Origin of the sequence: Streptomyces sp. M41(2017) (assembly GCF_002078175.1) — a bacterium.
Classification (GTDB): Bacteria; Actinomycetota; Actinomycetes; order Streptomycetales; family Streptomycetaceae; genus Streptomyces.
In genome coordinates, this window is sequence record NZ_MWFK01000001.1 from 838926 (window position 1) to 864145 (window position 25220).

The 25220-nt window shown below is 72.7% G+C and carries 18 protein-coding genes; 16 read left to right on the top strand and 2 right to left on the bottom strand.

The features are described from left to right. Window positions 1-101 precede the first annotated feature (101 nt). Complete coding sequence (locus tag B0675_RS03750; protein WP_081217300.1) at window positions 102-638, bottom strand: HNH endonuclease; 537 nt, start codon at window positions 636-638, stop codon at window positions 102-104. A 271-nt stretch (window positions 639-909) separates the two neighbouring features. On the opposite strand from B0675_RS03750, the gene B0675_RS03755 reads away from it, so the two are divergent. From B0675_RS03755 to B0675_RS03820, 14 genes are all read left to right on the top strand, one after another. After that, window positions 910-2013 (top strand): mechanosensitive ion channel family protein, encoded by a 1104-nt coding sequence (locus B0675_RS03755; RefSeq protein WP_241539686.1) that lies wholly within the window; start codon window positions 910-912, stop codon window positions 2011-2013. 337 nt (window positions 2014-2350) lie between these two features. Next, window positions 2351-3562, top strand: coding sequence for an ROK family transcriptional regulator (locus B0675_RS03760; protein WP_081217302.1), 1212 nt, complete (start codon window positions 2351-2353; stop codon window positions 3560-3562). 93 nt (window positions 3563-3655) lie between these two features. Then, the gene (locus B0675_RS03765) at window positions 3656-4993 is read left to right on the top strand and encodes an ABC transporter substrate-binding protein (protein WP_081217303.1); all 1338 of its coding nucleotides are present in this window, start codon (window positions 3656-3658) and stop codon (window positions 4991-4993) included. A 7-nt stretch (window positions 4994-5000) separates the two neighbouring features. Next, a complete protein-coding gene (locus tag B0675_RS03770; RefSeq protein WP_081217304.1) occupies window positions 5001-5942 on the top strand; it encodes a sugar ABC transporter permease in 942 nt (313 codons plus the stop codon). Between the two features lie 3 nt (window positions 5943-5945). Next, entirely contained in the window at window positions 5946-6839 is an 894-nt protein-coding gene (locus B0675_RS03775) for a carbohydrate ABC transporter permease (protein WP_081217305.1), read from the top strand. Window positions 6840-6841: 2 nt separating this feature from the next. Then, on the top strand, window positions 6842-8107 hold the full coding sequence (locus tag B0675_RS03780) for a 6-phospho-beta-glucosidase (protein ID WP_081217306.1): 1266 nt from the start codon (window positions 6842-6844) through the stop codon (window positions 8105-8107). Further along, window positions 8104-9126, top strand: a complete 1023-nt coding sequence (locus tag B0675_RS03785) for a BadF/BadG/BcrA/BcrD ATPase family protein (protein ID WP_081221568.1) — start codon at window positions 8104-8106, stop codon at window positions 9124-9126. The genes B0675_RS03780 and B0675_RS03785 overlap by 4 nt, the downstream gene beginning before the upstream one ends. Before the next feature lie 324 nt (window positions 9127-9450). Then, on the top strand, window positions 9451-10878 hold the full coding sequence (locus tag B0675_RS03790) for a hypothetical protein (RefSeq protein WP_241539687.1): 1428 nt from the start codon (window positions 9451-9453) through the stop codon (window positions 10876-10878). Between the two features lie 14 nt (window positions 10879-10892). Next, window positions 10893-11897, top strand: a complete 1005-nt coding sequence (locus B0675_RS03795) for a glutamate ABC transporter substrate-binding protein (protein ID WP_081217308.1) — start codon at window positions 10893-10895, stop codon at window positions 11895-11897. Between the two features lie 78 nt (window positions 11898-11975). After that, on the top strand, window positions 11976-13310 hold the full coding sequence (locus tag B0675_RS03800; protein WP_081217309.1) for a hypothetical protein: 1335 nt from the start codon (window positions 11976-11978) through the stop codon (window positions 13308-13310). 88 nt (window positions 13311-13398) lie between these two features. Beyond that, window positions 13399-15882, top strand: a complete 2484-nt coding sequence (locus tag B0675_RS03805) for a serine/threonine-protein kinase (protein WP_081217310.1) — start codon at window positions 13399-13401, stop codon at window positions 15880-15882. Further along, window positions 15883-17292 (top strand): PP2C family serine/threonine-protein phosphatase, encoded by a 1410-nt coding sequence (locus tag B0675_RS03810; protein WP_081217311.1) that lies wholly within the window; start codon window positions 15883-15885, stop codon window positions 17290-17292. It begins immediately after the preceding gene. A 99-nt stretch (window positions 17293-17391) separates the two neighbouring features. After that, on the top strand, window positions 17392-18738 hold the full coding sequence (locus B0675_RS03815) for a VWA domain-containing protein (protein WP_081217312.1): 1347 nt from the start codon (window positions 17392-17394) through the stop codon (window positions 18736-18738). A gap of 73 nt (window positions 18739-18811) precedes the next feature. Further along, window positions 18812-20164 (top strand): FHA domain-containing protein, encoded by a 1353-nt coding sequence (locus B0675_RS03820; protein ID WP_081217313.1) that lies wholly within the window; start codon window positions 18812-18814, stop codon window positions 20162-20164. Window positions 20165-20278: 114 nt separating this feature from the next. Here the strand turns inward: B0675_RS03820 and B0675_RS03825 are convergent, their stop codons facing one another. Further along, window positions 20279-21274, bottom strand: a complete 996-nt coding sequence (locus B0675_RS03825) for a methyltransferase domain-containing protein (protein ID WP_081217314.1) — start codon at window positions 21272-21274, stop codon at window positions 20279-20281. Between the two features lie 96 nt (window positions 21275-21370). On the opposite strand from B0675_RS03825, the gene B0675_RS03830 reads away from it, so the two are divergent. Both B0675_RS03830 and B0675_RS03835 read left to right on the top strand, forming a co-directional pair. Then, window positions 21371-21784 carry a globin gene (locus tag B0675_RS03830; protein WP_179165238.1) on the top strand — a complete coding sequence of 138 codons (414 nt, stop codon included), beginning with the start codon at window positions 21371-21373 and terminating at the stop codon, window positions 21782-21784. Between the two features lie 150 nt (window positions 21785-21934). Then, window positions 21935-25219, top strand: a complete 3285-nt coding sequence (locus B0675_RS03835; RefSeq protein ID WP_081217315.1) for an ABC transporter permease — start codon at window positions 21935-21937, stop codon at window positions 25217-25219. Window position 25220: the final 1 nt, after the last annotated feature.

Genomic DNA, 25220 nt, shown 5'->3' on the forward strand with positions numbered 1-25220 from the left:
GGAAGGCACACCGGACCCCCGGCGGGCCGGGTGGGCTCAGGTGCCCCCGGCCCACCGGGCGGCGTGCCGCACAGGCTGTGCCAACGCAAAAGCCCGGATCGTCAGGCTGAAATGCCGTCGATCCGGGCCATCGCGTCGTCCGCGCCGTAAGGCTGCAGGTAGGGCATCCAGCGCGGATCCCTGTGCCCGGTTCCGATGATGCGCCAGGCGAGCCCCGTCGGCGGGGCGGGTTTGTGGCGCAGACGCCAGCCGATCTCGACCAGGTGGCGGTCGGCCTTGGTGTGGTTGCAGCGGCGGCAGGACGCCACCACGTTGTCCCAGGCGTGCTGACCCCCGCGGGAGCGCGGGATGACGTGGTCGACGCTGGTTGCGACGCCACCGCAGTACATGCACCGGCCGCCGTCACGGGCGAACAGAGCTCGCCTGGTCAGCGGGACGGGCCCTCGGTAGGGAACCCGTACGAACCTCTTCAGCCGGACCACGCTGGGTGCGGGGACAGTAACGGTCGCGCTGTGCAGGAAGGCGCCGGATTCCTCGAGGGAGACGGCTTTGTTCTCCAGGACGAGGACGAGCGCGCGGCGGAGCGGTACGACGCCGAGCGGCTCGTACGACGCGTTGAGAACCAGGACGTGCGGCACGGATGCCTCCTTGTACGCCGGCGGCGCGTGGCTCGCGCCGGGACGATCTGTAGCCAGTCTCTCCTCATGCCTGGTGGAAGCGCCACCATGTCCCGGTAACGGGCTGGGAGTGTTTTCGACCACACCCCCTGCATCCCCAGGTGAGCACCGTCTCTCCCCCGCTGAACACAACGATCCACACACGATGCCCCGTTAGTGTGGTGGTTCTGCCCGAACGGCGCCTCTTATGTCCCCGGCCGTGGGCGGACCGCTACGCCTGGAGGTACCTGCCGTGTCCCTGACCGTCCTATCGGCCCTGGCCGCCGCCCCGACCCCGTCGCCGTCCCCGTCGACGACAGGTCGGGTCGCCCCCACGCTTCAGGACGCCCAGGAAAGTGCGACCAACGCGGCGAGCTGGGTCGAGGAGAACTGGTCGACCTGGCTCGCGATCGGTCTGCGCGTACTGCTCATCGTGGTGATAGCCGCGGTGCTGAGAGTGGTGGTGCGGCGGGCGATCACCAAGCTCATCGACCGCATGAACCGCACGGTGCAGGCCGTCGACGGCACCTCGCTTGGCGGTCTGCTGGTGAACGTGGAGCGCCGCCGGCAGCGCTCGCAGGCCATCGGCTCGGTCCTGCGCTCGGTCGCGTCCTTCCTGATCATGGGCACCGCCGCGCTGATGATCCTCGGCACGTTCGCGATCAATCTGGCCCCGCTGCTCGCCTCGGCCGGTGTGGCCGGTGTGGCGATCGGTTTCGGCGCCCGCAACCTGGTCACGGACTTCCTCTCCGGCGTCTTCATGATCCTGGAGGACCAGTACGGCGTCGGTGACACGATCGACGCGGGCGTCGCGTCCGGCGAGGTCATCGAGGTGGGCCTGCGCGTGACGAAGCTGCGCGGCGACGGCGGCGAGATCTGGTACGTCCGCAACGGCGAGGTCAAGCGCATCGGCAACCTCTCCCAGGGCTGGGCCACGGCCGGCGTGGACGTCACCGTCCGCGCCTCGGAGGACCTGGACCAGGTCCAGTCCGTGCTGAACAACGTCGCCGAGGCCATGAGCAAGGAAGAGCCCTGGAACGAGCGTCTGTGGGGCCCGATCGAGATCCTCGGCCTGGACAGCGTGCTCCTCGACTCCATGGTGGTCCGCGTCTCGGCGAAAACCATGCCCGGCAAGGCCCTGTCCGTCGAGCGCGAGCTGCGCTGGCGCATCAAGCGGGCCTTCGACGAAGCGGACATCCGGATCGTCGGTGGAGTGGCGGCGGCCCACGAGGAGGAGCCGCTCGACCCGTCGGAGAGCGTCGCGGCCCCCTCGGCGCACGCCAACCCGACGTCCCCGCAGTCCCTTGCGGCGGCCCCGATCGTCCCGGGACCCACCCCGCCGAGCACGGCCAAGTAGCGCGACGGCACTCGCCCGCGCGGAAGGAGGCGGCACCCGGTCGACGCCGGGTGCCGCCTCCTTCCGCGTACCGCCGCCTCCGCGAACGGGTCGCACCCGTCACGCCGTCGAACAAGCACACAGCTTCTCGAACGGCAGCGCCCCGACCTCGAACAGCACCACCCCCGCAGGTAACGAGTCGGTTGCCTAGGGGGTGGTTTCTCTTGACGCCCCCGCCCCACCCGGCCTACTTTCCTCGCACCAGCAATAGGAAACTTTCCTAACAATGATCTTGGGTGGACTTACCGAAGGCACCCCTGGGAAGCTGGTCGGCCGAGAAGGGCAGGTGGCGACAGACATGGCAGGATCCGCCGGTACGCCGGGCACTCCGCGCGTCCTGCGCGCCATGAACGACCGGGCCGCACTCGACCTGCTGCTCGCGCACGGCCCCCTCTCCCGGACCCGCATCGGCAAGCTGACCGGGCTGTCCAAGCCCACCGCCTCGCAGCTCCTCGCCCGCCTGGAAGCGGCGGGCCTGGTGCTCGCCACCGGCACCAGCGAAGGCCGCCCGGGCCCCAACGCCCAGCTGTACGCGGTCAATCCCGGCGCCGGCCACGCGGCGGGCCTGGACGTCACCCCGGACCGCGTCCTCGCCGCCGTCGCCGACATCACCGGCCGGACGGTCGGCGAGTACGAACTGCCCACCCCCGGCCGCCACCCCGCCCAGCCCGTCGTACGCCAGGTCACCGACGCCCTCGACGGCGCGGTCAAGGCCGCCGGGCTCGCCCGGGACGACGTCCGCCGCCTGGTCATCGGCACACCCGGCGCCTTCGACCCCAACACCGGCCGGCTGCGGTACGCCTCGCACCTGCCCGGCTGGCACACTCCGACGCTGCTCGACGAACTGGCGGCCGCGCTGCCGATGCCGGTCGAGTACGAGAACGACGTCAATCTCGTCGCCATCGCGGAGCAGCGCCTCGGCGCCGCCCAGGGGCACGAGGACTTCGTCCTGCTGTGGAACGAGGGCGGTCTCGGCGCCGCGCTCGTCCTCGGCGGCCGGCTGCACCGCGGCTGGACCGGCGGCGCCGGAGAGGTCGGCTTCCTGCCGGTGCCCGGGGCGCCCCTGGTGCGCCAGGTGACCAAGGCCAACAGCGGTGGCTACCAGGAACTGGCGGGTTCCCAGGCGCTTCCGAAGCTCGCCCGCGAGCTCGGCATCAAGGACCTGCCCGCGGGCCCGTACACCGAGGTCGCCGCCACCGTCGTCGAGCGGGCCGCCGCCGTCGCGGACGGTCCGTACCGGCAGCTCCTGGAGACCTACGCGACCGGTCTCGCCACCGGTCTGGCCTCACTGGTCTCCGTCCTCGATCCCGAACTCGTCGTACTCAGCGGCTCGTCGCTCACCGCGGGCGGCGAACCACTGCGCGCCCTGGTCCAGGCCGAGCTGGAGGAGCTGGCCGCGTCCCGGCCGCGCCTCGTGGTCGGCGGAGTCCACGAACACCCCGTACTGCGCGGCGCGTTGGAGAGCGCCCTGGCAGCCACCCGCGACGAGGTCTTCGACACCTCCCGCTGATCCGCACCACCGACTCGGCGCCGCCGAGCCCATCACCGTCACCGTCCCGCCCGTCACCCCGTTCCGCCCCGTCCTTCGCAGGGAGATCTCGTCATGCCCGGAATATCCCGAAAGGCGGCGGTCGCGCTCGCCGCCTCCGTCTCCATAGCCCTCTTCGCCACCGCGTGTACCGGCCAGTCCGACAGCGGCGGGAGCGACGACGCGTCCAAGGAACAGACGATCAACTTCTGGCACGCCTGGAGCGCGCCGGGCGAGGTCAAGGCCGTCAAGTCGATGGTCGCCGGCTTCGAGAAGGCGCACCCCAACATCCACGTCAACGTCGTCGCCAACATGACGGACGACAAGATCAACCAGGCACTGCGGGCCGGCGGTGACAAGGCGCCCGACGTGATCTCCTCGTTCACCACGAACAACGTGGGCAAGTTCTGCTCCTCGGGCGCGCTGGTCGACCTCAACCCCTTCTTCAAGAAGTCGGACATCGATCCCGGGACGACGTTCCCGAAGGCGATGAACGAGTACACCCAGTTCGACGGCAACCGCTGCACGGTGCCGCTGCTCGGTGACGCGTACGGCCTCTACTACAACAAGACCGCCTTCGAGAAGGCCGGGATCTCCTCCCCGCCGAAGACCTGGTCGGAGTTCGAGAAGGACGCCAAGAAGCTCACCGTCGCCAAGGGCGACTCGTACGCGCAGCTCGGCTTCATGCCGAACTACCACGGCTGGGAGTCCACCACCGAGCACTACTTCGGGCAGTTCTCGCCGACGTACTTCGACGGCAGCGGCAAGTCGAACGTCGCCAAGGACCCCGCCTTCACGGCCGGTTTCACCCTCCAGAAGAAGCTGGTCGACGAGCTCGGCGGCTTCAAGAAGCTGGAGACCTACCGCTCCAAGCTCGGTGACGAGTGGGGCCCCAAGCACCCCTTCCACACCGGTCAGGTCGCCATGCAGCTGGACGGCGAGTGGCGGCTCGGCATGGCCGAGGAGGCCAAGCCCGGCTTCGAGATCGGCGTCGCCCCGCTGCCCGTCCCGGACGACCAGGCGGACCAGTACGGCAAGGGCTACATCACCGGCACGATCGCGGGCATCGCGGCCACCAGCAAGAAGCAGAACGCGGCCTGGGAGTTCGTCAAGTACATGACGACGGACACGGACGCGGTGGTCGGCTTCGCCAACGCCATCCACAACGTGCCCTCGACGCTCGCCGCTCTCAAGTCGCCGAAGCTGAAGTACGACCCGCGGTTCAAGACGTTCCTGGACATCGCGTCGAACCCGAACTCCACGACCACGCCGGCGTCCATCAACGGCGGCACCTACCTCGTGACGCTCCAGCAGTTCGGATACGACTACGAGAGCGGTAAGACAAAGGATCTGAAGGCGGGCCTGCAATCCACCGCCCAGCAGATCGACACGGACATCGCGCAGGCGAAGTAGCCACCCGATGAGCACGGTCACGCTGGCTTCGAAGCGCCGCAGGGCGGCGCTTCGGACCCTCGCCTTCATGTCGCCCTGGTTGATCGGGTTCGCGGTCTTCTTCGCCTACCCGCTGCTCTCGACCGTCTACTTCTCCTTCATGCACTACGACGGCTTCAAGCCGCCGACGTGGGCGGGGACGAAGAACTGGCGTTACGTCTTCGAGAACTACCCGCTGTTCTGGCCCGCGTTGCGCAACACCCTGTGGCTGGTCCTCGTCATGGTGACCCTCCGCGTCCTGTTCGGACTCGGCGTGGGCCTGCTGATCACGAAGATCAAGACGGCCACGGGTGTCTTCCGCACCCTCTTCTACCTGCCCTACCTCGCTCCGCCGGTGGCGGCCACCATGGCCTTCGCCTTCCTGCTCAACCCCGGCACCGGACCGGTCAACTCCATCCTGGAGAAGGTCGGCATCCCGGCCCCCGGCTGGTTCAACGACCCCTCCTGGTCCAAGCCGGCCCTCACCCTGCTCGCCCTGTGGGGCATCGGCGACCTGATGGTCATCTTCATGGCCGCGCTGCTCGACGTGCCCACCGAGCAGTACGAGGCCGCCGAGCTGGACGGTGCCTCCGCCTGGCAGCGCTTCCGGTACGTCACCGTGCCGAACATCTCGCCCATCGTGATGTTCGCCGTGGTCACCGGCGTGATCCAGACCATGCAGTACTACACGCAGCCACTGATCGCCGGGAAGGTCGCCTCGGGCGTCATCCAGGGCGCCGGTACGCAGTTCGAGCCCGGCTATCCCGACAAGTCGACGCTCACCCTGCCCCAGCTCGTCTACAACCTCGGCTTCCAGCGCTTCGACTACGGCTCCGCCTGTGTGGTCGCGCTCGTGCTGTTCGCCCTGTCCATGGTGTTCACCGCGTTCCTGATGCGGCGCCGGGGCGGTCTCATCCAGGCAGGTGACTGACCGATGACCCACGTACTCGACAAGCCGGCGGAGCTGACGAAGCCCGTCTCCCCCGCCGAACGCACCGCCCGCCGCAAGGCGCTCCTGGAGTGGGTGGCGATCCACTCGCTCGGCCTCGCCGCCGCCCTCTTCTTCGTCCTGCCCTTCGTGTTCGTGTTCCTGACCTCGCTGATGAGCGACAGCCAGGCACTCAGCCGCGACCTGATCCCGCACACCTGGGAATGGGGCAACTACAAGAAGGTCTTCGACACCCCGGGCTTCCTCACCTGGTGGAAGAACACCCTGCTCTACGCGGGCTTCGGCACCGTGCTGACCGTCGTCTCGTCGATCCCGGTCGCCTACGCACTCGCCAAGTTCCGCTTCCGCGGCCGGAACCTGTCCCTGATGCTGGTCATCTCGATGATGATGCTGCCGCCGCAGGTCGTGATCATCCCGATGTACCTGTTCTGGGCCAAGCAGCTGGACCTGTCCGGGACGCTGTGGCCGCTGATCATCCCGATGGCGTTCGGCGACGCGTTCTCCATCTTCCTGCTGCGCCAGTTCCTGATGACCATCCCGAACGAGTACCTGGACGCCGCCAAGGTCGACGGCTGCGGGGATCTGCGGACCCTGCTGAGGGTCGTCCTGCCGATGGCGAAGCCCGGTATCGCGGCCGTCGCGCTGTTCCAGTTCTTCTACGCCTGGAACGACTACTTCGGACCGCAGATCTACGCCTCGGAGAACCAGGGCGCCTGGACCCTGTCCTACGGCCTGGAGTCGTTCAAGGGCGCGCACCACACCGACTGGAATCTCACCATGGCCGCGACCGTTCTGGTCATGGCCCCCGTGATCCTCGTGTTCTTCTTCGCGCAGAAGGCGTTCGTCGAGGGTGTCACGCTCACCGGAGTGAAGGGTTAACCATGAAACTCACCGTGGTCGGCGGAGGGTCGACCTACACCCCCGAACTCATCGACGGCTTCGCCCGGTTGCGGGACACCCTGCCGGTCGAGGAGCTGGTCCTCGTGGACCCGGCGGCCGAACGCCTGGAGCTGGTGGGCGGCCTGGCGCGGCGCATCTTCGCCAAGCAGGGCCATCCCGGCAGGATCGTCACGACCTCCGACCTCGACGCGGGCGTGGAGGGCGCCGACGCGGTGCTCCTGCAGCTCCGGGTCGGCGGCCAGGCGGCTCGCCAACAGGACGAGACGTGGCCGCTGGAGTGCGGCTGCGTCGGGCAGGAGACGACGGGCGCGGGCGGTCTGGCCAAGGCGCTGCGGACCGTCCCGGTGGTGCTGGACATCGCCGAGCGGGTCCGCCGCAGCAACCCGGACGCCTGGATCATCGACTTCACCAACCCGGTCGGCATCGTGACCCGGGCCCTCCTCCAGGCGGGCCACAAGACGGTCGGCCTGTGCAACGTGGCGATCGGCTTCCAGCGGAAGTTCGCCGGCCTGCTCGGTGTCTCCCCCGCCGACGTGCACCTAGACCACGTGGGGCTCAACCACCTCACCTGGGAGACCGGGGTGCGCCTCGGCGGCCCCGAGGGCGAGAACGTGCTGCCCAAGCTGCTCGCCGAGCACGGGGACGCCGTCGCCGACGACCTGCGGCTGCCCCGCAGCCTCGTCGACCGGCTCGGCGTGGTCCCCTCGTACTACCTGCGCTACTTCTACGCGCACGACGCCGTCGTCGAGGAGCTGCGCACCAAGCCCTCGCGGGCCGCCGAAGTCGCCGAGATGGAGCGGCAGTTGCTGACCATGTACGGCGACCCGGCGCTCGACGAGAAGCCGGAGCTGCTGGCCCGTCGCGGCGGCGCCTTCTACTCGGAGGCCGCCGTGGACCTCGCCGCGTCGCTGCTCGGCGGAGGCGGCAGCCCCTACCAGGTGGTGAACACGTACAACCGGGGAACCCTGCCGTTCCTGCCGGACGACGCGGTGATCGAGGTGCAGGCCGCGATCAACGCCAAGGGCCCGACGCCGCTCGCGGTGCCGGCCGTGGATCCGCTGTACGCGGGTCTCATGGCGAACGTGACGGCGTACGAGGACCTCGCTCTGGAGGCAGCCCTGCGCGGCGGCCGCGACCGGGTCTTCCGCGCCCTGCTCGCCCACCCCCTGATCGGCCAGTACTCCTACGCCGACACCCTGACCGACCAGCTGATCGCGCACAACCGGGAGCACCTCGCGTGGGCATGACCTCGACGGAGTCCGGCGCCGGGACGGCCGCCGGGTCCGGCCCCGCAGACCCCACCGGCCTCGTGCTGGCCATCGACGCGGGGAACAGCAAGACCGACGTCGCCGTGGTCACCGCGGACGGCCGGGTCACGGGCACCGCGCGCGGCGGCGGGTTCCGGCCCCCGGTGGTCGGTGTCGAGACCGCGGTCGACGTGCTCGCCGACGCCGTGCGGCGGGCCTTCGCGGAGGCGGGCGTCACCTCCGTCGAGCACGTCTCCGCCTGTCTCGCCAACGCCGATCTTCCGGTGGAGGAGGAGCAGTTGGCGGCGGCGCTGGACGCGCGGGCGTGGGGCGCGGGCGTGGAGGTGCGCAACGACACGTTCGCGATCCTGCGCGCCGGGATAGCCGACCCGCGCGGGGTCGCCGTGGTGTGCGGCGCCGGCATCAACTGCGTCGGCATGCGGCCCGACGGCCGGACCGCCCGCTTCCCCGCCATCGGCCGCATCTCCGGTGACTGGGGCGGCGGCTGGGGTCTGGCCGAGGAGGCCCTGTGGCACGCGGCACGGGCGGAGGACGGCCGGGGCGGACCCACCGCCCTTTCCCGCACCCTGCCCGCGCACTTCGGCCTGGACTCCATGTACGCGCTCATCGAGGCGCTCCACCTGGAGCACATCGGCAACGCGCGCCGGCACGAACTGACCCCGGTCCTGTTCGCCACCGCCGTGGACGGCGACCCGGTGGCCCGCGGGCTCGTCGACCGGCTCGCGGAGGAGGTGGTCGCCATGGCCACGGTGGCGCTGACCCGCCTCGACCTGCTCACCGAGGAGACTCCGGTCCTCCTCGGCGGCAGCATCCTCGCGGCCCGGCATCCGCAGCTAGACGACCGGATCGCCGAACTCCTCGCCACTCGCGCCCCGAAGGCGGTCCCGCAGGTGGTCGCGGCCCCGCCGGTACTGGGTGCGGCGCTGCTGGGCCTGGACCGGGTGAGCGCGGGGCACGACGTCCACGCGCGCGTGCGGGCCTTCTACGAAGGGGTCTGACCGGACCGGCTGGAACGCGGGGGCGCGCGCGGGCGCCCCCGCGTTCCGCTGCGCCGGCGCGGGAACCGAACCGGACCGGAACACGTGTTCATGGGCAGGGGGCGGTGCCGGGGATTTCGTGCTGCGCCGTGATCCGAACAAGATCCAGGCAAGGCCTGTGCGGAAGCCGGTCCCGGCGGCGATACTTGCCGCCGTGCACCTACGCCGTACGGCCGCGCCGGCCGCGTCCGCGGCGAGCGCGACCGGACGGATGACCATGGGGGAGGTCAAGTGACACAGCCGCCGAAAGGCAGTGCGGCGCCACCGGGTCGGGGCGCCCCGACGATGCCGGCCGTGCCGCCGCAGTCCGGGCCTCCCGTGCCGTCGGCCGGGCCCGGGGTCCCCCAGGGGCCGCCGCCGGTGACCACCGCGGCACCGGCCGCTCCGCCCCGGCGCACGGCGTGGGCGGAGGGCGTGGACCGGCTGCGCGCCGCGGCGACGACGGAGCCCGGACGCCTGCGCGTCATCGGCGCGCTCCTGGCCCTGCTGGTCGTCGCCTTCGGCGCGGTCACCGCCCTGCAGATGACGCAGCGCTCGGACGCCGCGGACAACGTGCTGAACAGCAGCCAGCCCCTGAGCGCGAGCGCGGCCGACATCTACCGCTCCCTCGCCGACGCCAACACCGCGGCCGCGAGCGGCTTCCTGGCGGGCGGTCAGGAGACGCAGGAGTCCCGGGACCAGTACGACCTGGACATCCGGACGGCTTCGGAGAAGCTCGTCACCGCGGCCAACAGCAGTGACCCCGGCTCCGCTTCGGCGGCCACGATCTCCGACCTGAACAGGCTGCTGCCCGAGTACACCGGCCTGGTCGAGCGTGCCCGCGCCAACAACCGGCAGGGCTTCCCGCTGGGCGGCGCCTATCTGCGGTACGCGAACGAGAAGATGCAGGAACAGATGCTGCCGAAGGCCCAGCAGCTCTACACGCGGGAGAACCAGCGGCTGAACGCGGACTACGCCGAGGCGAAGCCCTACCCGTGGGCGGCGATCGCCCTCGGTCTCGTCGCGCTCGGCGCGCTCGTGTGGGCGCAGCGGCGCAACTACCGCCGGACGAACCGGGTGATGAACCAGGGCATGGCCGCCGCGACCGCCGCGTCCGTGGTCGTCCTGCTGTGGCTGGCCGTCGGGCACTCCCTCGCCCGGGCCGGGCTCGACGAGTCCTACGAGCACGGGGTCCGGTCCCTGAACGTGCTGCACGCCGCGCAGATCGCGTCCCTGAAGGCGCGGGGCAACGAGAACCTCACCCTGGTCAGCCGCGGCGCGGAGACCAAGACGCTGCCCGACAAGACCACGGTCGACCTGTACGACAGCGAGTTCGACACGGAGATGAAGCAGCTCACCAAGGGCCTCGCCGTGGCGGAGAGCCTCGCGGACGACGCGGCGGGCCAGAAGCCCGTACGGACCGCGACGTCCAACATGAAGGAGTGGAAGGCCCGGCACAAGGAAGCCCGCGCGCTCGACAAGCAGGGCAAGTACCAGGACGCGCTCGACAAGGTCATCGGCTCCGTGGACAAGAAGCCCACGGGCGCGTGCTTCAGCGGTGTCGACAAGAACCTCACGCGCGCGCTGACGCACGAGCAGGCCGAGTTCAAGCAGGCGGCGAGCGACGGCCTGGGGGCCATGAGCGGGCTTCCGGTCGGCGCGGCGGTCCTCGCGGTACTGGCCGCGGCCGGCGCGGTGTTCGGCGTCGGGCGCAGGCTTTCGGAGTACCGGTGAGAGGGGGAGCGGCGATGATCGCACGACGCCTGAGGGCGAGCCTGCGCGGCTGGGGCGGTGTGGGCGCGATGGCGGTCGCCTGCGCGGTCGCGCTCGTCTTCGCCCTGCTGCTGCCGCTCAGCGACGCGCACGGGGAGGGCGGCGCGGGTCTCGGCGGCCAGGGCCTCGGCCGGGGCACCCAGGCCAAGGACGAGAAGTGCACCGACCCGCAGGACCGGAGCCCCGCGCCGTCGAGCGCGGACGGGCCCACGATCGATGCCATCAAGGCGCGCAAGGACCGGCGGCTGATCGTGGGCGTCGACCAGAACAGCTACCGCTGGGGCTACCGCGACCCGAACAACCCCAAGGCCGGCAGCGACCTGGAGGGCTTCGACATCGACCTGGTGCACGCCATCGCCAAGGACATCCTCGGCGACCCGGACGCCGTCCAGTTCCGCGCCATCCCCACCAGCCAGCGCATCTCCGCCGTCAAGGACGGCACGGTCGACATGGTGGTCCGCACGATGACGATCACCTGCGAGCGCCTCGACGAAGTCGCTTTCTCCGCGCCCTACTTCGAGACCGGCCAACAGGTGCTCGCCCCGGACAGCTCCACGATCACGGGGTACGACAAGAGCCTCGCCGGCAAGAGGATCTGCGCGGCGTCGGGATCGACGGCCTTGGCCAAGCTGACGACCGACAAGATGGTCGCGTCCGCCACCGTCCTCACCGTTCCCAACCAGCTCGACTGCCTGGTGCGGCTCCAGCTCGGTGAGGCGGACGCGGTGGTGACCGACGGCGCGCTCGCCGCGAGCCAGGCGGCGCAGGACCCGACGGTCAGGCTGAAGGGCGACACCTTCACCACCGAGTACTACGGCGTGGCCATGCGCAAGGAGTCGGACGACCTGGTCCGCCGGGTGAACCAGATCCTCGCGGACTACCGCAAGGACGGCTGGCGCCAGTCCTACGACAAGTGGCTCGCGCCGACCCTCAAGGACGACTCCCCCTCGAAGGAACCGCCCACCGTCCACTACGAGTGACCGACCTGATACCACTGGAGAGTTGCCCCGGCGCGCCGCCGAGCGCGCGGGGGACGGACAGGAAGCGAGAGGTGATCGATGGGCGCCACGGAGCCCCCCGCGCCGGTGCTGGACCGGGACGAGGCGGACCGTGCGCTGGCGCGTCTCGCCGCCGAGCACGAGGCCATCGAGACCTCTCTCCTCGCCCTGCAGGACCACGCGGGCCGCAGGCTCCTCGAAGGCGCCGAACTCACCGGCACCACCAAGGAGCGCTGGACGTCCGCGGACGCCTCGATCACGCTGCTGTGGGCGTACTTCGACGCCTACGCGGACGCGCTGCGCTCCGCGCGCGAGATCCGCTCCCGCCGGCGCTGGTCCAGCCGTGAGGATCTGGTCGAACTGACCGAGCTGCTGCGGGGATCGGGCATCACGGTCGCCGGTTCCACCACGGCCACGGCGAACGCGCCGACGCTGGCCGGCACCGGCAAGCTCAGCGAGCGGTTCACGCTGGCCGCGCTGGTGGACCGGATGAACGACCTGTACGCGTCCTCGCTCGACATGGTCGTCAGCGCGGACGCCGTGTGGTCCGCTCTGCCCGCCCGGATCGATTTACTGGCCGCCGAGCTCCAGCGCACCCGCCGGCTCGCGCACTCCGTGGGCGTGCGCCCCGGGGAGCATCCCTCCGGCGACGACCTGGAGCGGATCACCCGCACCCTGACCACCCTGCGCGAGCAGGTCATCTCCGACCCGCTGGCCTTCTGGACGCCGGCGCAGGGGAGTTCGGCCCCCGGTGGCGGCCGGCCGGACACGACGGCGTACGACCGTGAGGCGCGCGCCCTGGAGGAGGTGCGCCGCGAGATCGACGCGGTGCTCACCGTGCGCCAGGACGCGGAGGCGCGACTGGTGAGGCTGCGGGACGTACTGAGCCGGGCGGACCGCACGCTCGCCGAGGCGCGCAGTGCCCGCGGCGAGGTCCTCGCGAAGATCGCCGCGTCGGAGGTGCCCGCCGTGAGCGGTCCGCCGACGGCGTTGCAGGAACAGCTGGCGGCGGCCGCGGAGTACCGCAGGCACGCGCAGTGGCACCGTCTGTCACCGCTGCTGGAGGCGCTGGAGGAGAAGGCGGAGGACGAACTGCTGCGGGCCCGCGAGTCGTTGACGGCGGTCACCGCGCCGCTGGCGGTCCGCGCGGAGCTGCGGGGCCGGCTCGACGCGTACAAGGCGAAGGTCGCGCGGCTCGGTTTCGCCGAGGACCCGTTCCTCGTGGAGCGCTACGACGCGGCCCGGCGCATGCTGTGGAGCGCTCCCTGCGATCTCCGGGTGGCGGAGGAGGCGGTGCTGCGGTATCAGCGGGCGGCGGCGGAGGCGTTGAGCCCGAGGGTGCCGGAGCAGGGCGGACCGCAGGACCGGGCGGAGCACAGGGGGCCCGACGCGTGAGCGGGGAAGGGGGTGCGGCGTGAGTGAGCACGCTGTGGGTGAACGACAGGGATGCCAGCGGCCCGGTTGCGAGGGGTCGTACGAGGACATGGGCGGGGGCGAGCTGTACTGCGACACGTGCGGGCTCGCCCCGGTCGTGTCCGCGAAGGGGACGGTGAACTCGCCTCCGACGGGGGTGACGGCGGGCGGCGGTGCCGCGCGCGGTTCCACCAGCGGGAGTGTGCGCGGGAGTTCGCGGGCCAGCTCGCGGACGTCGTCGCGCTCCTCGCAGTCGCGGCGCTCGGTGTCCGGCCGGCTGTCGCGGTCGGTGTCCGGCGGTTCGACGGGCCGTTCGGTGTCGGTGCGCAGTTCCGGTTCGACGGCGGGTTCCTCCGGCCGGGGCCGGCTCGGCGCGGGTCTCGTCGAGGTCCCGGGCGTGCCGCGTCCCGATCCGCGCGAGATGGTGCAGGAGAACCCGGAGGTCCCCGAGCGCAAGCGGTTCTGCTCGCGCTCCGACTGCGGTGCCCCGGTGGGGCGTTCGCGTGGCGACCTGCCCGGACGCACCGAGGGTTTCTGCACGAAGTGCGGCCACCCGTACTCGTTCGTGCCGAAGCTGCAGTCCGGTGACATCGTGCACGGCCAGTACGAGGTGGCGGGCTGTCTCGCGCACGGCGGGCTCGGCTGGGTGTACCTCGCCGTGGACCGCGCGGTCTCCGACCGCTGGGTGGTCCTCAAGGGGCTGCTGGACACGGGCGACCAGGACGCGATGGCGGCGGCGATCTCCGAGCGGCGCTTCCTCGCGGAGATCGAGCACGCCAACATCGTGCGGATCTACAACTTCGTCGAGCACCTCGACCAGCGGACCGGTTCGCTGGACGGGTACATCGTCATGGAGTACGTCGGCGGCAAGTCGCTGAAGGAGATCGCCAACGACCGGCGGACGGCGGACGGCAGGCGGGACCCGCTGCCGGTGGAACAGGCCTGCGCGTACGGCATCGAGGCGCTGGAGGCCCTCGGCCATCTGCACAGCCGCAACCTGCTGTACTGCGACTTCAAGGTCGACAACGCGATCCAGACCGAGGACCAGCTCAAGCTGATCGACATGGGCGCGGTGCGCCGCATGGACGACGACGAGTCGGCCATCTACGGCACGGTGGGCTACCAGGCGCCCGAGGTCGCCGAGGTGGGCCCCTCCGTCGCCTCCGACCTCTACACGGTCGCGCGGACGCTCGCGGTCCTCACCTTCGACTTCCAGGGCTACACGAACGTCTTCGTGGACTCCCTGCCCGACCCCGGCCACATCGAGGTCTTCCGGCAGTACGAGTCGTTCTACCGGCTGCTGGTGCGCGCCACCGACCCGGATCCCGCACGCCGTTTCGCGTCGGCGCAGGAGATGGCCGAGCAGCTGACCGGCGTGCTGCGCGAGGTGGTGTCCCTCCAGACGGGGCGGGCGCGGCCCTCGCTGTCGACGCTGTTCGGACCGGAGACGAAGGTCACCGACACGGAGCTGTTCGGGTCGGTGGCCGGGGACGTCTCGCGGCTCGGGGCCCGGGTGGTGCCCGTCCGCGGCAGGAGGGCGGCTCCCTCGCTGCCCGCGGGCGGGAACGGCGCGGCGGCCCTGCCGCCGCCTCCGGACTCCCCCACGCTGGTCAAGCCCGTGCCCGCGGCCGCCGCCGCGCTCGCCCTGCCCGTTCCTCGGGTGGACCCGGGCGACCCGAACGCCGGCTTCCTCGCGGGACTCATCGCGTCGGCGCCCGCCGAGCTGATCGCCGCACTGCACGCGGCCCCGGCCGGCTCCCCGGAGCTGCGGCTGCGTGAGCTGCGGGCCCGTCTGGAGATGGGTGAGGTGGCCGCGGCGCAGCACGGGGTGGAGGCGCTGGAGACGGACCACCCGGACGACTGGCGGGTGGTCTGGTACCGCGGTGTCACGGCGCTCGCGACGGGCGGCAACGAGATCGCGGCCCTGTCCTTCGACGCCGTCTACGACGCCTTCCCCGGCGAGCCCGCGCCGAAGCTGGCCCTCGGGCTGTGCGCGGAGGTGCTCGGCCAGCTGGACAACGCGGCGGAGTACTACCGCCTGGTCTGGACGACGGACCCCAGTTATGTGAGCGCGGCGTTCGGCCTGGCCCGCGTGCAGCTCGCCGCCGGGGACCGCCGGGCCGCCGTGAGCACCCTGGAGTCCGTGCCGGAGTCGTCGATCCACTACACGGCGGCGCGGGTCGCCGCCGTGCGGGCGCGGCTGCGGCAGCGCCCGGTCGCGGACGCCGCCGCGCCGCCGTTCCTGGACGACCTGACGGCTGCCGCGGGGCAGGTCGAGGCGCTCGACGGGTTCGGTCTGGACGCGGTGCGACGCGAGCAGTTGTCGACGGAGGTCCTCGGTTGCGCCCTGGACTGGGTACTCTCCGGTAGCCAGGGTTCCGCTCCGGCCTCCGGAGGCGGACATGTGCTGCTCGGCAGCGCGTTGGACGAGCGCGGCCTCCGTTTCGGCCTCGAACGTTCTTACCGGACGCTGGCCCGGCTCGCGCGGGGCGGCGAGGAGAGGATCGACCTGGTGGAACGTGCAAACCGTTACCGCCCCCGGACGTGGGTGTGATTGATGTCCCAGATGCCCCAGCCCACGGCCCTTTCGCGGTGCCCCAGTTGCGAGGAGCCGCTGGAGGCGGGTGACCGTTTCTGCGGTGCGTGCGGCTACGACCTGTCGACGGCGCCCGCACCACCGCAGGACCACCCCACGATCGCCATCAACGGCGCCGCGGCGGGCGCCCCCGCGGCGGCACCGGCCGCGCCGCCGCCCCCGCCGGCGCCTTCCGTGGACTGGCCGGTGGCGCCGGAGGCCGACACCTCCGACGTGCCCGCGCCGGTGCACCACGCCGCCGACATCCGGGGCACCGACTCGGGCGGATCCGAACTCCCGCACCCGGAGCACCCGCACGGCGATCATCCGTCGGGCGTACGGTTCGACCGGCCCCCGGAGCCCGACGAGTACCCGCTCGCCCCACCGGCCGCCGGGAGCGTCCCGGCCGCCCCCGGAGCGCCGGCCGTCCCCGCCGACCCCCGCACCGCCGACCTGCCCGCGCCCGCCGGGGGCGGCAGGACCTGCGTGGCGTGCCGGTCCGGCCAGGTCGACACCGACGGGTACTGCGAGAACTGCGGCCACGCGCAGCCACGGGAACGCGACCACATGGAGCAGGAGTTGGGCGCGGTCGCCGCGGTCAGTGACCGGGGTCTGCGCCACCACCGCAACGAGGACGCGTTCGCGATCTCCTCGACCGCGCTGCCCGACGGCTCCCCCGCCGTCGTCGCGATCGTCTGCGACGGCGTCTCCTCCGCGACCCGCCCCGACGAGGCGTCCCTCGCGGCGTCCCGCGCGGCGAGCGAGTCGCTCATGGCGGCCCTGCCGCTCGGTACGCACCCGCAGCAGGCCCTGCACGAGGCGATCGTCGCGGCGGCGGAGGCCGTCAACGCGCTGGCCGACCCGTCCACCGCGCAGGGCGATCACGCCCCGCACGTGAACGCGCCCGCCTGCACCATCGTCGGCGCCGTCGTCACCCCGGCCCTGCTCATCGTCGGCTGGGTCGGCGACAGCCGCGCCTACTGGGTTCCCGTCGACCGCACCTCGCTGCCCGCCCGGCTCACCGAGGACGACTCGTGGGCCGCGCAGATGGTCGCCGCGGGCCTGATGAACGAGGCGGAGGCGTACGCCGACGAGCGCGCCCACGCGATCACCGGCTGGCTGGGCGCCGACGCCTACGAACTGGAGCCGCACACCGCGTCCTTCAAGCCGGACCGGCCGGGTGTGGTGGTGGTCTGCACCGACGGGCTGTGGAACTACGCGGAGGCGGCCGAGGACATGGCCGCGGTCGTGCCCCCCGACGCCGCCGAGCGGCCGCTGCACAGCGCCCAGGTCCTGGTCGGCCACGCCCTGGACGGCGGGGGCCACGACAACGTAACAGTGGCCGTCCTGCCGTTCCCCGCGCCCGTCCAGGGGGCAGGATCGGCCTGAGGCCGACGAACGGACGGGGACGGCCGAGGACCGAAGGGGACCGGTCCGCACAGTCATGGCCCCCGCCGGTGGCGGGGGCGCGAGGGGGACACAGAAGGCATGGCCAATTTCTCGAAGTCGAACGTGCCGCAGTTCTCGGTCGACGTGTACCAGAACGAGTACCTGCCCGAGGGCGGGCGTGAGGTCAGCGCGATCGTCACGGTGAGTTCGACCGGCGGCGGCACCGTCGGCAGCGCGGTCGCCGCGCCGCATCTGTACACGGCCGGTCAGGGCCCGGACGCCGCGGTGGTGGTCATGGTCGACTGCTCGGGCTCGATGGACTACCCGCCGACCAAGATGCGCAACGCCCGCGACGCGACGTCCGCCGCGATCGACACGCTGCGCGACGGCGTGCACTTCGCCGTGGTCGGCGGCACGCATGTCGCCAAGGAGGTCTACCCGGGCAACGGCCGGCTGGCCGTCGCCGACGCGGCCACCCGCGGCCAGGCCAAGCAGGCGCTGCGCAAGCTCAGTTCGGGCGGCGGCACCGCGATCGGCACCTGGCTGCGGCTCGCCGACCGCCTGCTCTCCTCCGCGGACGTGTCCATCCGGCACGGGATCCTGCTCACCGACGGCCGCAACGAGCACGAGTCGCCCGAGGACCTCAGGGCCGCCCTGGTGTCCTGCGCCGGGCGCTTCACCTGTGACGCGCGGGGTGTGGGCACCGACTGGGAGGTCAAGGAGGTCACCGGCATCGCCTCGGCGCTGCTCGGCACCTCCGACATCGTCGCCGACCCCGCCGCACTGGCGGCCGACTTCACGCAGATGATGGAGACGGCGATGGGCAAGGAGGTCGCCGACGTGGCGCTGCGGCTCTGGACGCCGGTCGGCACCGAGATCAAGTTCGTCAAACAAGTGGCGCCCACGGTCGAGGAGTTGACCGACCGCCGTACCGAGGCCGGCCCGCGCGCGGGCGACTACCCCACCGGCTCGTGGGGCGACGAGTCCCGTGACTACCACGTCTGCGTCCAGGTCCCGACGGCGGGCATCGGCCAGGAGATGCTCGCGGCCCGGGTCTCCCTGGTGATCCCGCAGGCCGACGGCAGCGTGCACAACCTCGGCGCACAGGGTCTCGTACGGGCCGTGTGGACCGACGACATGGTCGCCTCGACGTCCATCAACCCCCAGGTCGCGCACTACACGGGCCAGGCCGAACTGGCACAAGTCATCCAACAGGGCCTGGATCTGCGCAAAGCGGGCGATGTCGACGGAGCAACGGCCAAGCTGGGACGGGCCGTCCAGCTCGCCGGCGCCTCCGGCAACGCCGATACTGCGAAACTGCTTGCGAAGGTGGTGGACGTGGTCGACGCCGCTGCAGGTACTGTGCGATTGAAGGCCCGGGTCGAGGAGGCCGACGAGATGACCCTCGAGACACGGTCCACAAAGACTGTTCGTGTAAAGAAGTAGCGAGCCCGGTTCCCGAAGGGAAGCGGAGAAACCCGGTCACAACGACCGGAAAAGGAGAGGGGGAAGCGCCGACATGCCGACCTGCCCGAACGGACACCAGTCGGGTTCCGACGACTGGTGCGAGGTCTGCGGTCACCGCATGGCCGGTGCCGTGCCCCCGTTGCCCCCGCCGCCCCCCGGCGCCGGATACGGCTATCCGCCGCCCGGTTCGCCGCAGCAGGGCGGAGGCCGCTCCCACCTGTCCGCCGTGCCGGACGGCGAACCCGAGCTCTGCCCGCAGTGCCGCACGCCCCGTGAGGGCGCCGCGCCGTTCTGCGAGGAGTGCCGGTGGAACTACCTCACCAACACGGCGACGTCCTACACCCCGGCCGCGCCGCGCCCCACCGGCTCCGCGCCGGGCGGTCCCGGCGGACCGTCGCCCTTCGGCGGCCCCGGTCGCCCGGGCGGTCCTGGTGGCCCCGGTCAGCAGGGCGCTCCCGGCGGCCAGGGCGGTCCCGGTCAGCAGGCCGGCCCGCCGCGGTTCCAGCAGCAGGGGCCGGGCGGACAGGGCGGCCCGGGTCCCGGTGGCCCCGGCCACGATCCGTTCGACTACCAGAGCTCGCGGCCCTCGCAGATGAACCGGCCGGCCGAGCCGATCCCGCCGGGTCCGCCCGGCCGGCAGTACGGCGGCCCCTCGGCCTTCGGCGGCGATCCGGCCTTCGGCGGGGACCAGGGCTTCGGCGCCGACCCGGCGCGTCCGGTTCCGCAGCCGCCCGGGCCCACGCCCGGCGGCCAGGGCGCTCAGCAGCAGGCCTACACCCAGCAGCCCGCCGCCCCCTTCACCCAGGGCCGGCCGCCGCAGCAGGGCGGCCCGCAGTCCGGCGGCCCCGGCTTCGGCGGCGGTGACGACGACTGGGTCATCTCCCCGCCGACGGCCGGTTCGCCCGGCGGTCAGGGCGGCCCCGGCCAGGGCGGCGGCTACGGCTACCCGCAGCCCGGTGCCACCCAGGCCCCGCCCGGCCCCGGCTACCAGCAGCAGCCACTGTCGTGGAGCGCGACGATCGGTCCTGACCGCGAGTACTTCATGGCGATGATGCAGCGCTCGGGCCCCGAGGCCGCGGGTCTGAACCTGCCGGCCTACTCGCCCGAGCAGCAGCGTCCGCTCACCGGCAACCAGCTGACCATCGGCCGCCGCCGGCACTCCACCGGCGACACCCCGGACATCGACCTTTCGGTGCCGCCGGAGGACCCGGGCGTCTCGCACCAGCACGCGGTCCTGGTCCAGCAGCCGGACGGCAGTTGGGCGGTCGTCGACCAGAACTCGACGAACGGCACCACGGTCAACGGCGGCGAGGAGCCCATCCAGCCGTTCGTCCCGGTGCCGCTGCAGGACGGCGACCGGGTGCACGTGGGTGCCTGGACGACGATCACGATCCGGCGGGGCTGAGCGAGGGCTCCACGGGTCCGACGGATCTGCGGCGACGGAGGCGGTGTTCCGGAAGAGTCCGGAACACCGCCTCCGTGCGTACCGGGGCGCCCTGGCCGGTCCGGGGCCGCCGCCTCACGCCAGCGGCCAGACGTACGGCCCCCGTGGATCGTCCAGCCAGGCGCGGGCGGGCCCGTCGCCGACCGTGACCCCGTAGCGCTCGCGCTCGGGCCGGCCCTCGCGCTCCCACAGCGTGTACGCGTCCTGCGGGTCGAGGCGGCCCGCCGTCAGGGTCAGCAGGAATCGGAGCAGGTCCTCGCCCTGGGCCCGCCGGGGCAGCCCGCCGAGCCGGTCGGGCCGCGGGGCGGGCGTGGTGCCGCCGCGCAGCGGCACGAAGTAGGCGGGCGTGTGCAGGAAGGTGCCCTCCGCGCACCCGGGGCTCCGCACACGCAGCGCGATCAGGCCGGTGGCCAGCGGGGCGAGGATGCGGGCGCCGGGCGCGCACTGGGGCAGCCAGGCGGGCGGGATCGTGGTGAGGGTGCAGGTGGCGACGATCCGGTCGAAGGGCGCGCGTTCGGGCACCCCGCGGGCGCCGTCGCCGGTGACGACGTGCGGGTGGTGTCCGGCCCGGGCGAGATGCCGGCGTGCGGCCTCGGTGATCTCCGCGTCGAGGTCGATCGTCGTCACCCGGGAGTCGCCGAGACGGTGCGCGAGCAGGGCCGCGTTGTACCCGGTCCCGGCGCCGATCTCCAGGACGTGATGCCCGTCCCGTACGTCCAGCTCGGCCAGCATCCTGGCCATCAGCGACGGCTGGCTGCTGGAGGAGACGAGTTCGCCGGCGCGCACCCGGGTCGCGAGCGGGGCGTCCTCGTAGGCACCGCGCAGCCAGTCGTCCCGGGCCCGGGGATCAGGGTCCTCGCTCCACACCCGCTCGAAGCCGTCCGTGCCGGCCGCGCCGGCCGCGCCGACGTAGTAGAAGGGCACGAAGAGGTGGCGCGGGACGGCCTCGAAGGCCTCCCGCCAGACCGGGTCGGCGGCGAAGGCCCCGCTCCGGTCGATCTCGCGCACCAGGGCCGCCCGCGCCCGGCGGGCGAGGTCCTCCGTCGCGGACTGCGGAGCATGCGCGGCCATACCTCCACTGTGCTGCCGGACGGCCCCCCGGGCGAGCGGCCGCGGTCACCCGACGTGGTCCTGGGCCCGGGGTCCTCGGTCACGCCGTCTGAGAGCATGGGGGACGTGAATGAGATTCGGCGCGGCACGTTGCAGGAGCAGACCTTCTACGAGCAGGTCGGCGGCGAGGAGACCTTCCGCCGTCTCGTGCACCGTTTCTACGAGGGGGTCGCCGAGGATCCGCTGCTGAAGCCCATGTATCCGGAGGAGGACCTGGGCCCGGCCGAGGAGCGGCTCACGCTGTTCCTGATCCAGTACTGGGGCGGCCCGACGACGTACAGCGAGAACCGCGGGCATCCCCGGCTGCGGATGCGGCACGCGCCCTTCAAGGTCGACCAGGCCGCGCACGACGCCTGGATCCGGCACATGCGCGTCGCGGTCGACGAGCTCGGTCTCTCCGAGGAGCACGAGCACACCCTGTGGAACTACCTGACGTACGCGGCCGCCTCGATGGTGAACACGGCGGGCTGATCGCCGGTCACTGACGGGCGCATTCCGGTCGTTCGGCGTCGGATTTCGGTCACGATCCGGTCAAGGCGGGTCTACAAGCGCTTACCCTCAGGCCCTTCGCTCTGAAAGCATCGCGCTCGTCCGAGATCCGGAACGACGGCGGGGGGCCGGGTGACGGGGTTCGTCCTACTGCGCGCGCGGGCGCACCGCCTTCTGCTGGCCGCCGCCCTGCTCACGGTTCTGCTGACCACCGCCGTCCTCGCGACGCTCACCGCCTACTCCGCCGCCATCGGCGACGCCTCGCTGCGCCACGCGCTCCGGGACCCGGGCAACACTGCGGACGCCGCGCTCGTCGTCCGCGCGGACGTTCCCGGGGACCAGCGGGCCGCCGCCGACGACGCCGTCCGCGCGGGGGCCCGGCGGACCTTCGGCGGATATCCGGTGACCGTGCGCACACTGCTGCGTTCGGGCTCCTACGCGCTCCCCCGCTCCCTCCAGGAGCCCGCCGCGCGGGCCGGGGACCCCGACCTCACCCACTTCGCCGCGCTCGACCGCACCCAGGTCGACGTCACCGCGGGACGACTGCCCGGCCCGGCGGCCGGCTCCGGCGGCGCCGCGATCGAGGTGGCCCTGCCCGCCGCGGCGGCCGAGCGGCTCGGTCTGGAGCCGGGCGCGCGCCTCAGCCTGGTCGACCGGCTCGGCGGTCCCAGGCGCGAGGTCCGGGTCACCGGCCTGTACCGGCCCGCCCGGGCGGACGCGCCCTACTGGCGGCTGGACGAGCTGGGTGGCCGAGGAATCAAGAAGGTCGACTTCACGACGTACGGTCCGCTCCTCGCCGATCCTGGCGTCCTCACCGGCGGCCGGGTCAGCGCCGGTGAGTCCGCGTGGCAGGCCTCCGCGGACTTCTCGGCGCTCTCGCCCGACGGGATCGCGGCCCTGCGGGAGTCCGCACGGACGGGACAGCTGGCCCTGCGCAAGGACCGCGCGCTGAGCGGGGCCACCGCCGTGACGTCCTCGCTGCCGGAGATCCTGGACGGTGTCGAGCGTTCGCTGCTCGTGTCGCGCTCCACCCTGCTCATCGTCGCCCTGCAACTGGCGCTGCTGGCCGGATACGCGCTGCTGCTGGTCGCCCGGCTGCTGAGCGCCGAACGGGCGGGCGAGACACGGGTGTTGCGGGCCCGTGGAGCCTCCCGTCGGCGGATCGCCGGACTCGCCGCCCTGGAGGCGCTGCTGCTGGCCGTCCCGGCGGCCCTGTGCGCGCCGCTGGTCGCGGGACCGCTGACCCGGCTGCTCGCCGGACAGGGAGCACTGGCCCGCATCGGTCTGCGCCTGGACGTCGCCCAGGGACGGGGCGGGGTGTGGCTCGTCGGCGCGGGAGTGGCGCTGGGCTGCGCCCTCGCGGTGACCCTGCCGGCGCTCACCTCGGGCGACGGGCCCCCGGGACGGGCACGGGCGCTGCCGGCTCCGGTGCGCGCGGGCGCCGACATCGGCCTGCTGGTGATCGCCGCCGTCGCCTACTGGCAGCTGGACCGGCAGACCTCCGGCGCCCTGACCGGCGGTTCCGGACAGCAGGGCACCACAGCGGGGACCGGCGTGCGGTCGCTCGGCATCGATCCGCTCCTGGTGGCGGCGCCCGCCCTCGCGCTGCTCGCCGGGACCGTGCTCACCCTGCGGATGCTGCCGCCCGTGGCCCGGCTCGCCGAGCACCGGGCGGCGAGCGGCCGCGGGCTGCCCGCGGCGCTCGCGGGATGGCAGCTCAGCCGGCGCCCTATGCGCGGCGCGGGCCCGGTCCTGCTGCTGGTCCTCGCCGTGGCGATGGGCATGCTGGCCATCGGCCAGGGCGCTTCCTGGAACCGCTCCCAGGACGACCAGGCGGACTTCCGCGCCGGTACGTCGGTGCGCGTGACCGGGGACAGCGACGCCGGACCGGGCGAGGCGGCCGTCCTCGCCGCGTTCCCGGGCGTCCGCGCGGCGGCGCCCGCACTCCGGACGACCCTGCCGCTGTCGGGCGGCCGTACGGCGGCGCTCCTCGCGCTGGACACCGCGCACGCCGCCGACGGGATGCTGCTCCGCGGCGACCTGGCGGCACGGCCCGCGGGACCCCTGCTGAAGGGGCTCGCGGTGAAGGGGACCACCGGCGGGGTCGTGATCCCCGAGGGCTCGACGCGGCTCGGCCTGGTGATGCGGCTGCGCAGCTCGAACGCCCGCGTGGAGGTGGACGTGTCGGCGACGCTGGAGGACCGCTTCGGGACGCCGTACACCGAGCGGATCGGCCAACTGCCCGCCGACGGACGGCTCCACGCCCTGTCGCTCGACCTCGCGAAGGGACCCCTGACCCTGACCGGCGTCCAGCTGGACATGACCCAGCCCGTCGACACGGCACAACGGCACCGGGTGGACCTGCGGGAGGTGAACGTCAGCGGCGCCGACGGGGCACGGCGGCGGCTCGCCCTGCCGGCCGGCTGGAAGGCCGACGCGCAGACCAGCAGCACGGCGACGGCACCGGACGACGCCACGCGGCCCACGCGCCCGCGACTGAAGGCGTCCGCCGCGGCCCTGTCCGTCCGCTACGGCACCGGTTACGTGCCGGCCGACCTGGCCTGGCAGGTCACCTCGGTGACGGTCCGTCTGCACCCGGACCGGTCGGCCGTTCCCGAGGTCATGGCGGTCGCGACCGACCGCTTCCTGAAGACGGCGGGAGCGCGGAAGGGGCAGCAGCTGGACGTGCCCTTCGCCGGCGAGACGGTGCGCGTGACGATCGTGGACACCGTACGGGCCCTGCCGACCACCTCGGAGGCGGACGGCGGGGACGGTGACGGCGGGGGGCTGCTGGTCGATCTGCGAGCCGTGAACCGGGTGCTGCAGGCGCACCATGGGCAGAGCGTGCCGCCCACCGAGTGGTGGCTGGACACCGCGCCGGGCGACGCGGCACGGGTCGCGGCGGCCCTGCGGAAGCAGCCCGGCACCGAACCGTCCCAGGTCGTCGTGCGCGACGAGGTCGCCGACCGGCTGCGCGACGACCCGTTCGGGGCGGGCCCCGAGGCCGCGTTCGCGGCGGCGGCCGTCGTCGCGGCGGCGCTGGCCGCGGTCGGGTTCGCGGTGAGCACGGCGGGTTCGCTGCGCGAGCGCCGGGACGAGTTCGCCGTGCTCAGGGCGCTGGGCGCGCCGCGCCGCCAGCTGGCCCGGCTGATCGCCGCCGAGCAGGGCGTCCTGGTGGGCCTGGCCCTCGTGGTGGGGACGGCGCTCGGCACGGTGCTGACCCGCGCGGTGGTCCCCCTGATCGTCCTGACCTCGGAGGCCACCCGCCCGGTCCCCGCGGTCCTGGTGCGGCTCCCCCTGCCGCACATCGCCGTGCTGCTGGCGGGCGTCGCCGTGACACCGCTGGCCATCACCGCGTTCATGGCGCTGCGCCGCCCGGACGCCGACAGTTCGCTGCGCCGGCAGGGAGGCGAGTGAC

Bases quoted from the DNA above. Each gene is read 5' to 3' on its own strand.
- B0675_RS03760 (WP_081217302.1), top strand. From the start codon at position 2,351: ATGGCAGGATCCGCCGGTACGCCGGGCACTCCGCGCGTCCTGCGCGCC.
- B0675_RS03765 (WP_081217303.1), top strand. From the start codon at position 3,656: ATGCCCGGAATATCCCGAAAGGCGGCGGTCGCGCTCGCCGCCTCCGTC.
- B0675_RS03770 (WP_081217304.1), top strand. From the start codon at position 5,001: ATGAGCACGGTCACGCTGGCTTCGAAGCGCCGCAGGGCGGCGCTTCGG.
- B0675_RS03775 (WP_081217305.1), top strand. From the start codon at position 5,946: ATGACCCACGTACTCGACAAGCCGGCGGAGCTGACGAAGCCCGTCTCC.
- B0675_RS03780 (WP_081217306.1), top strand. From the start codon at position 6,842: ATGAAACTCACCGTGGTCGGCGGAGGGTCGACCTACACCCCCGAACTC.
- B0675_RS03785 (WP_081221568.1), top strand. From the start codon at position 8,104: ATGACCTCGACGGAGTCCGGCGCCGGGACGGCCGCCGGGTCCGGCCCC.
- B0675_RS03790 (WP_241539687.1), top strand. From the start codon at position 9,451: ATGCCGGCCGTGCCGCCGCAGTCCGGGCCTCCCGTGCCGTCGGCCGGG.
- B0675_RS03795 (WP_081217308.1), top strand. From the start codon at position 10,893: ATGATCGCACGACGCCTGAGGGCGAGCCTGCGCGGCTGGGGCGGTGTG.
- B0675_RS03800 (WP_081217309.1), top strand. From the start codon at position 11,976: ATGGGCGCCACGGAGCCCCCCGCGCCGGTGCTGGACCGGGACGAGGCG.
- B0675_RS03805 (WP_081217310.1), top strand. From the start codon at position 13,399: ATGGGCGGGGGCGAGCTGTACTGCGACACGTGCGGGCTCGCCCCGGTC.
- B0675_RS03815 (WP_081217312.1), top strand. From the start codon at position 17,392: ATGGCCAATTTCTCGAAGTCGAACGTGCCGCAGTTCTCGGTCGACGTG.
- B0675_RS03820 (WP_081217313.1), top strand. From the start codon at position 18,812: ATGCCGACCTGCCCGAACGGACACCAGTCGGGTTCCGACGACTGGTGC.
- B0675_RS03825 (WP_081217314.1), bottom strand. From the start codon at position 21,274: ATGGCCGCGCATGCTCCGCAGTCCGCGACGGAGGACCTCGCCCGCCGG.
- B0675_RS03830 (WP_179165238.1), top strand. From the start codon at position 21,371: ATGGGGGACGTGAATGAGATTCGGCGCGGCACGTTGCAGGAGCAGACC.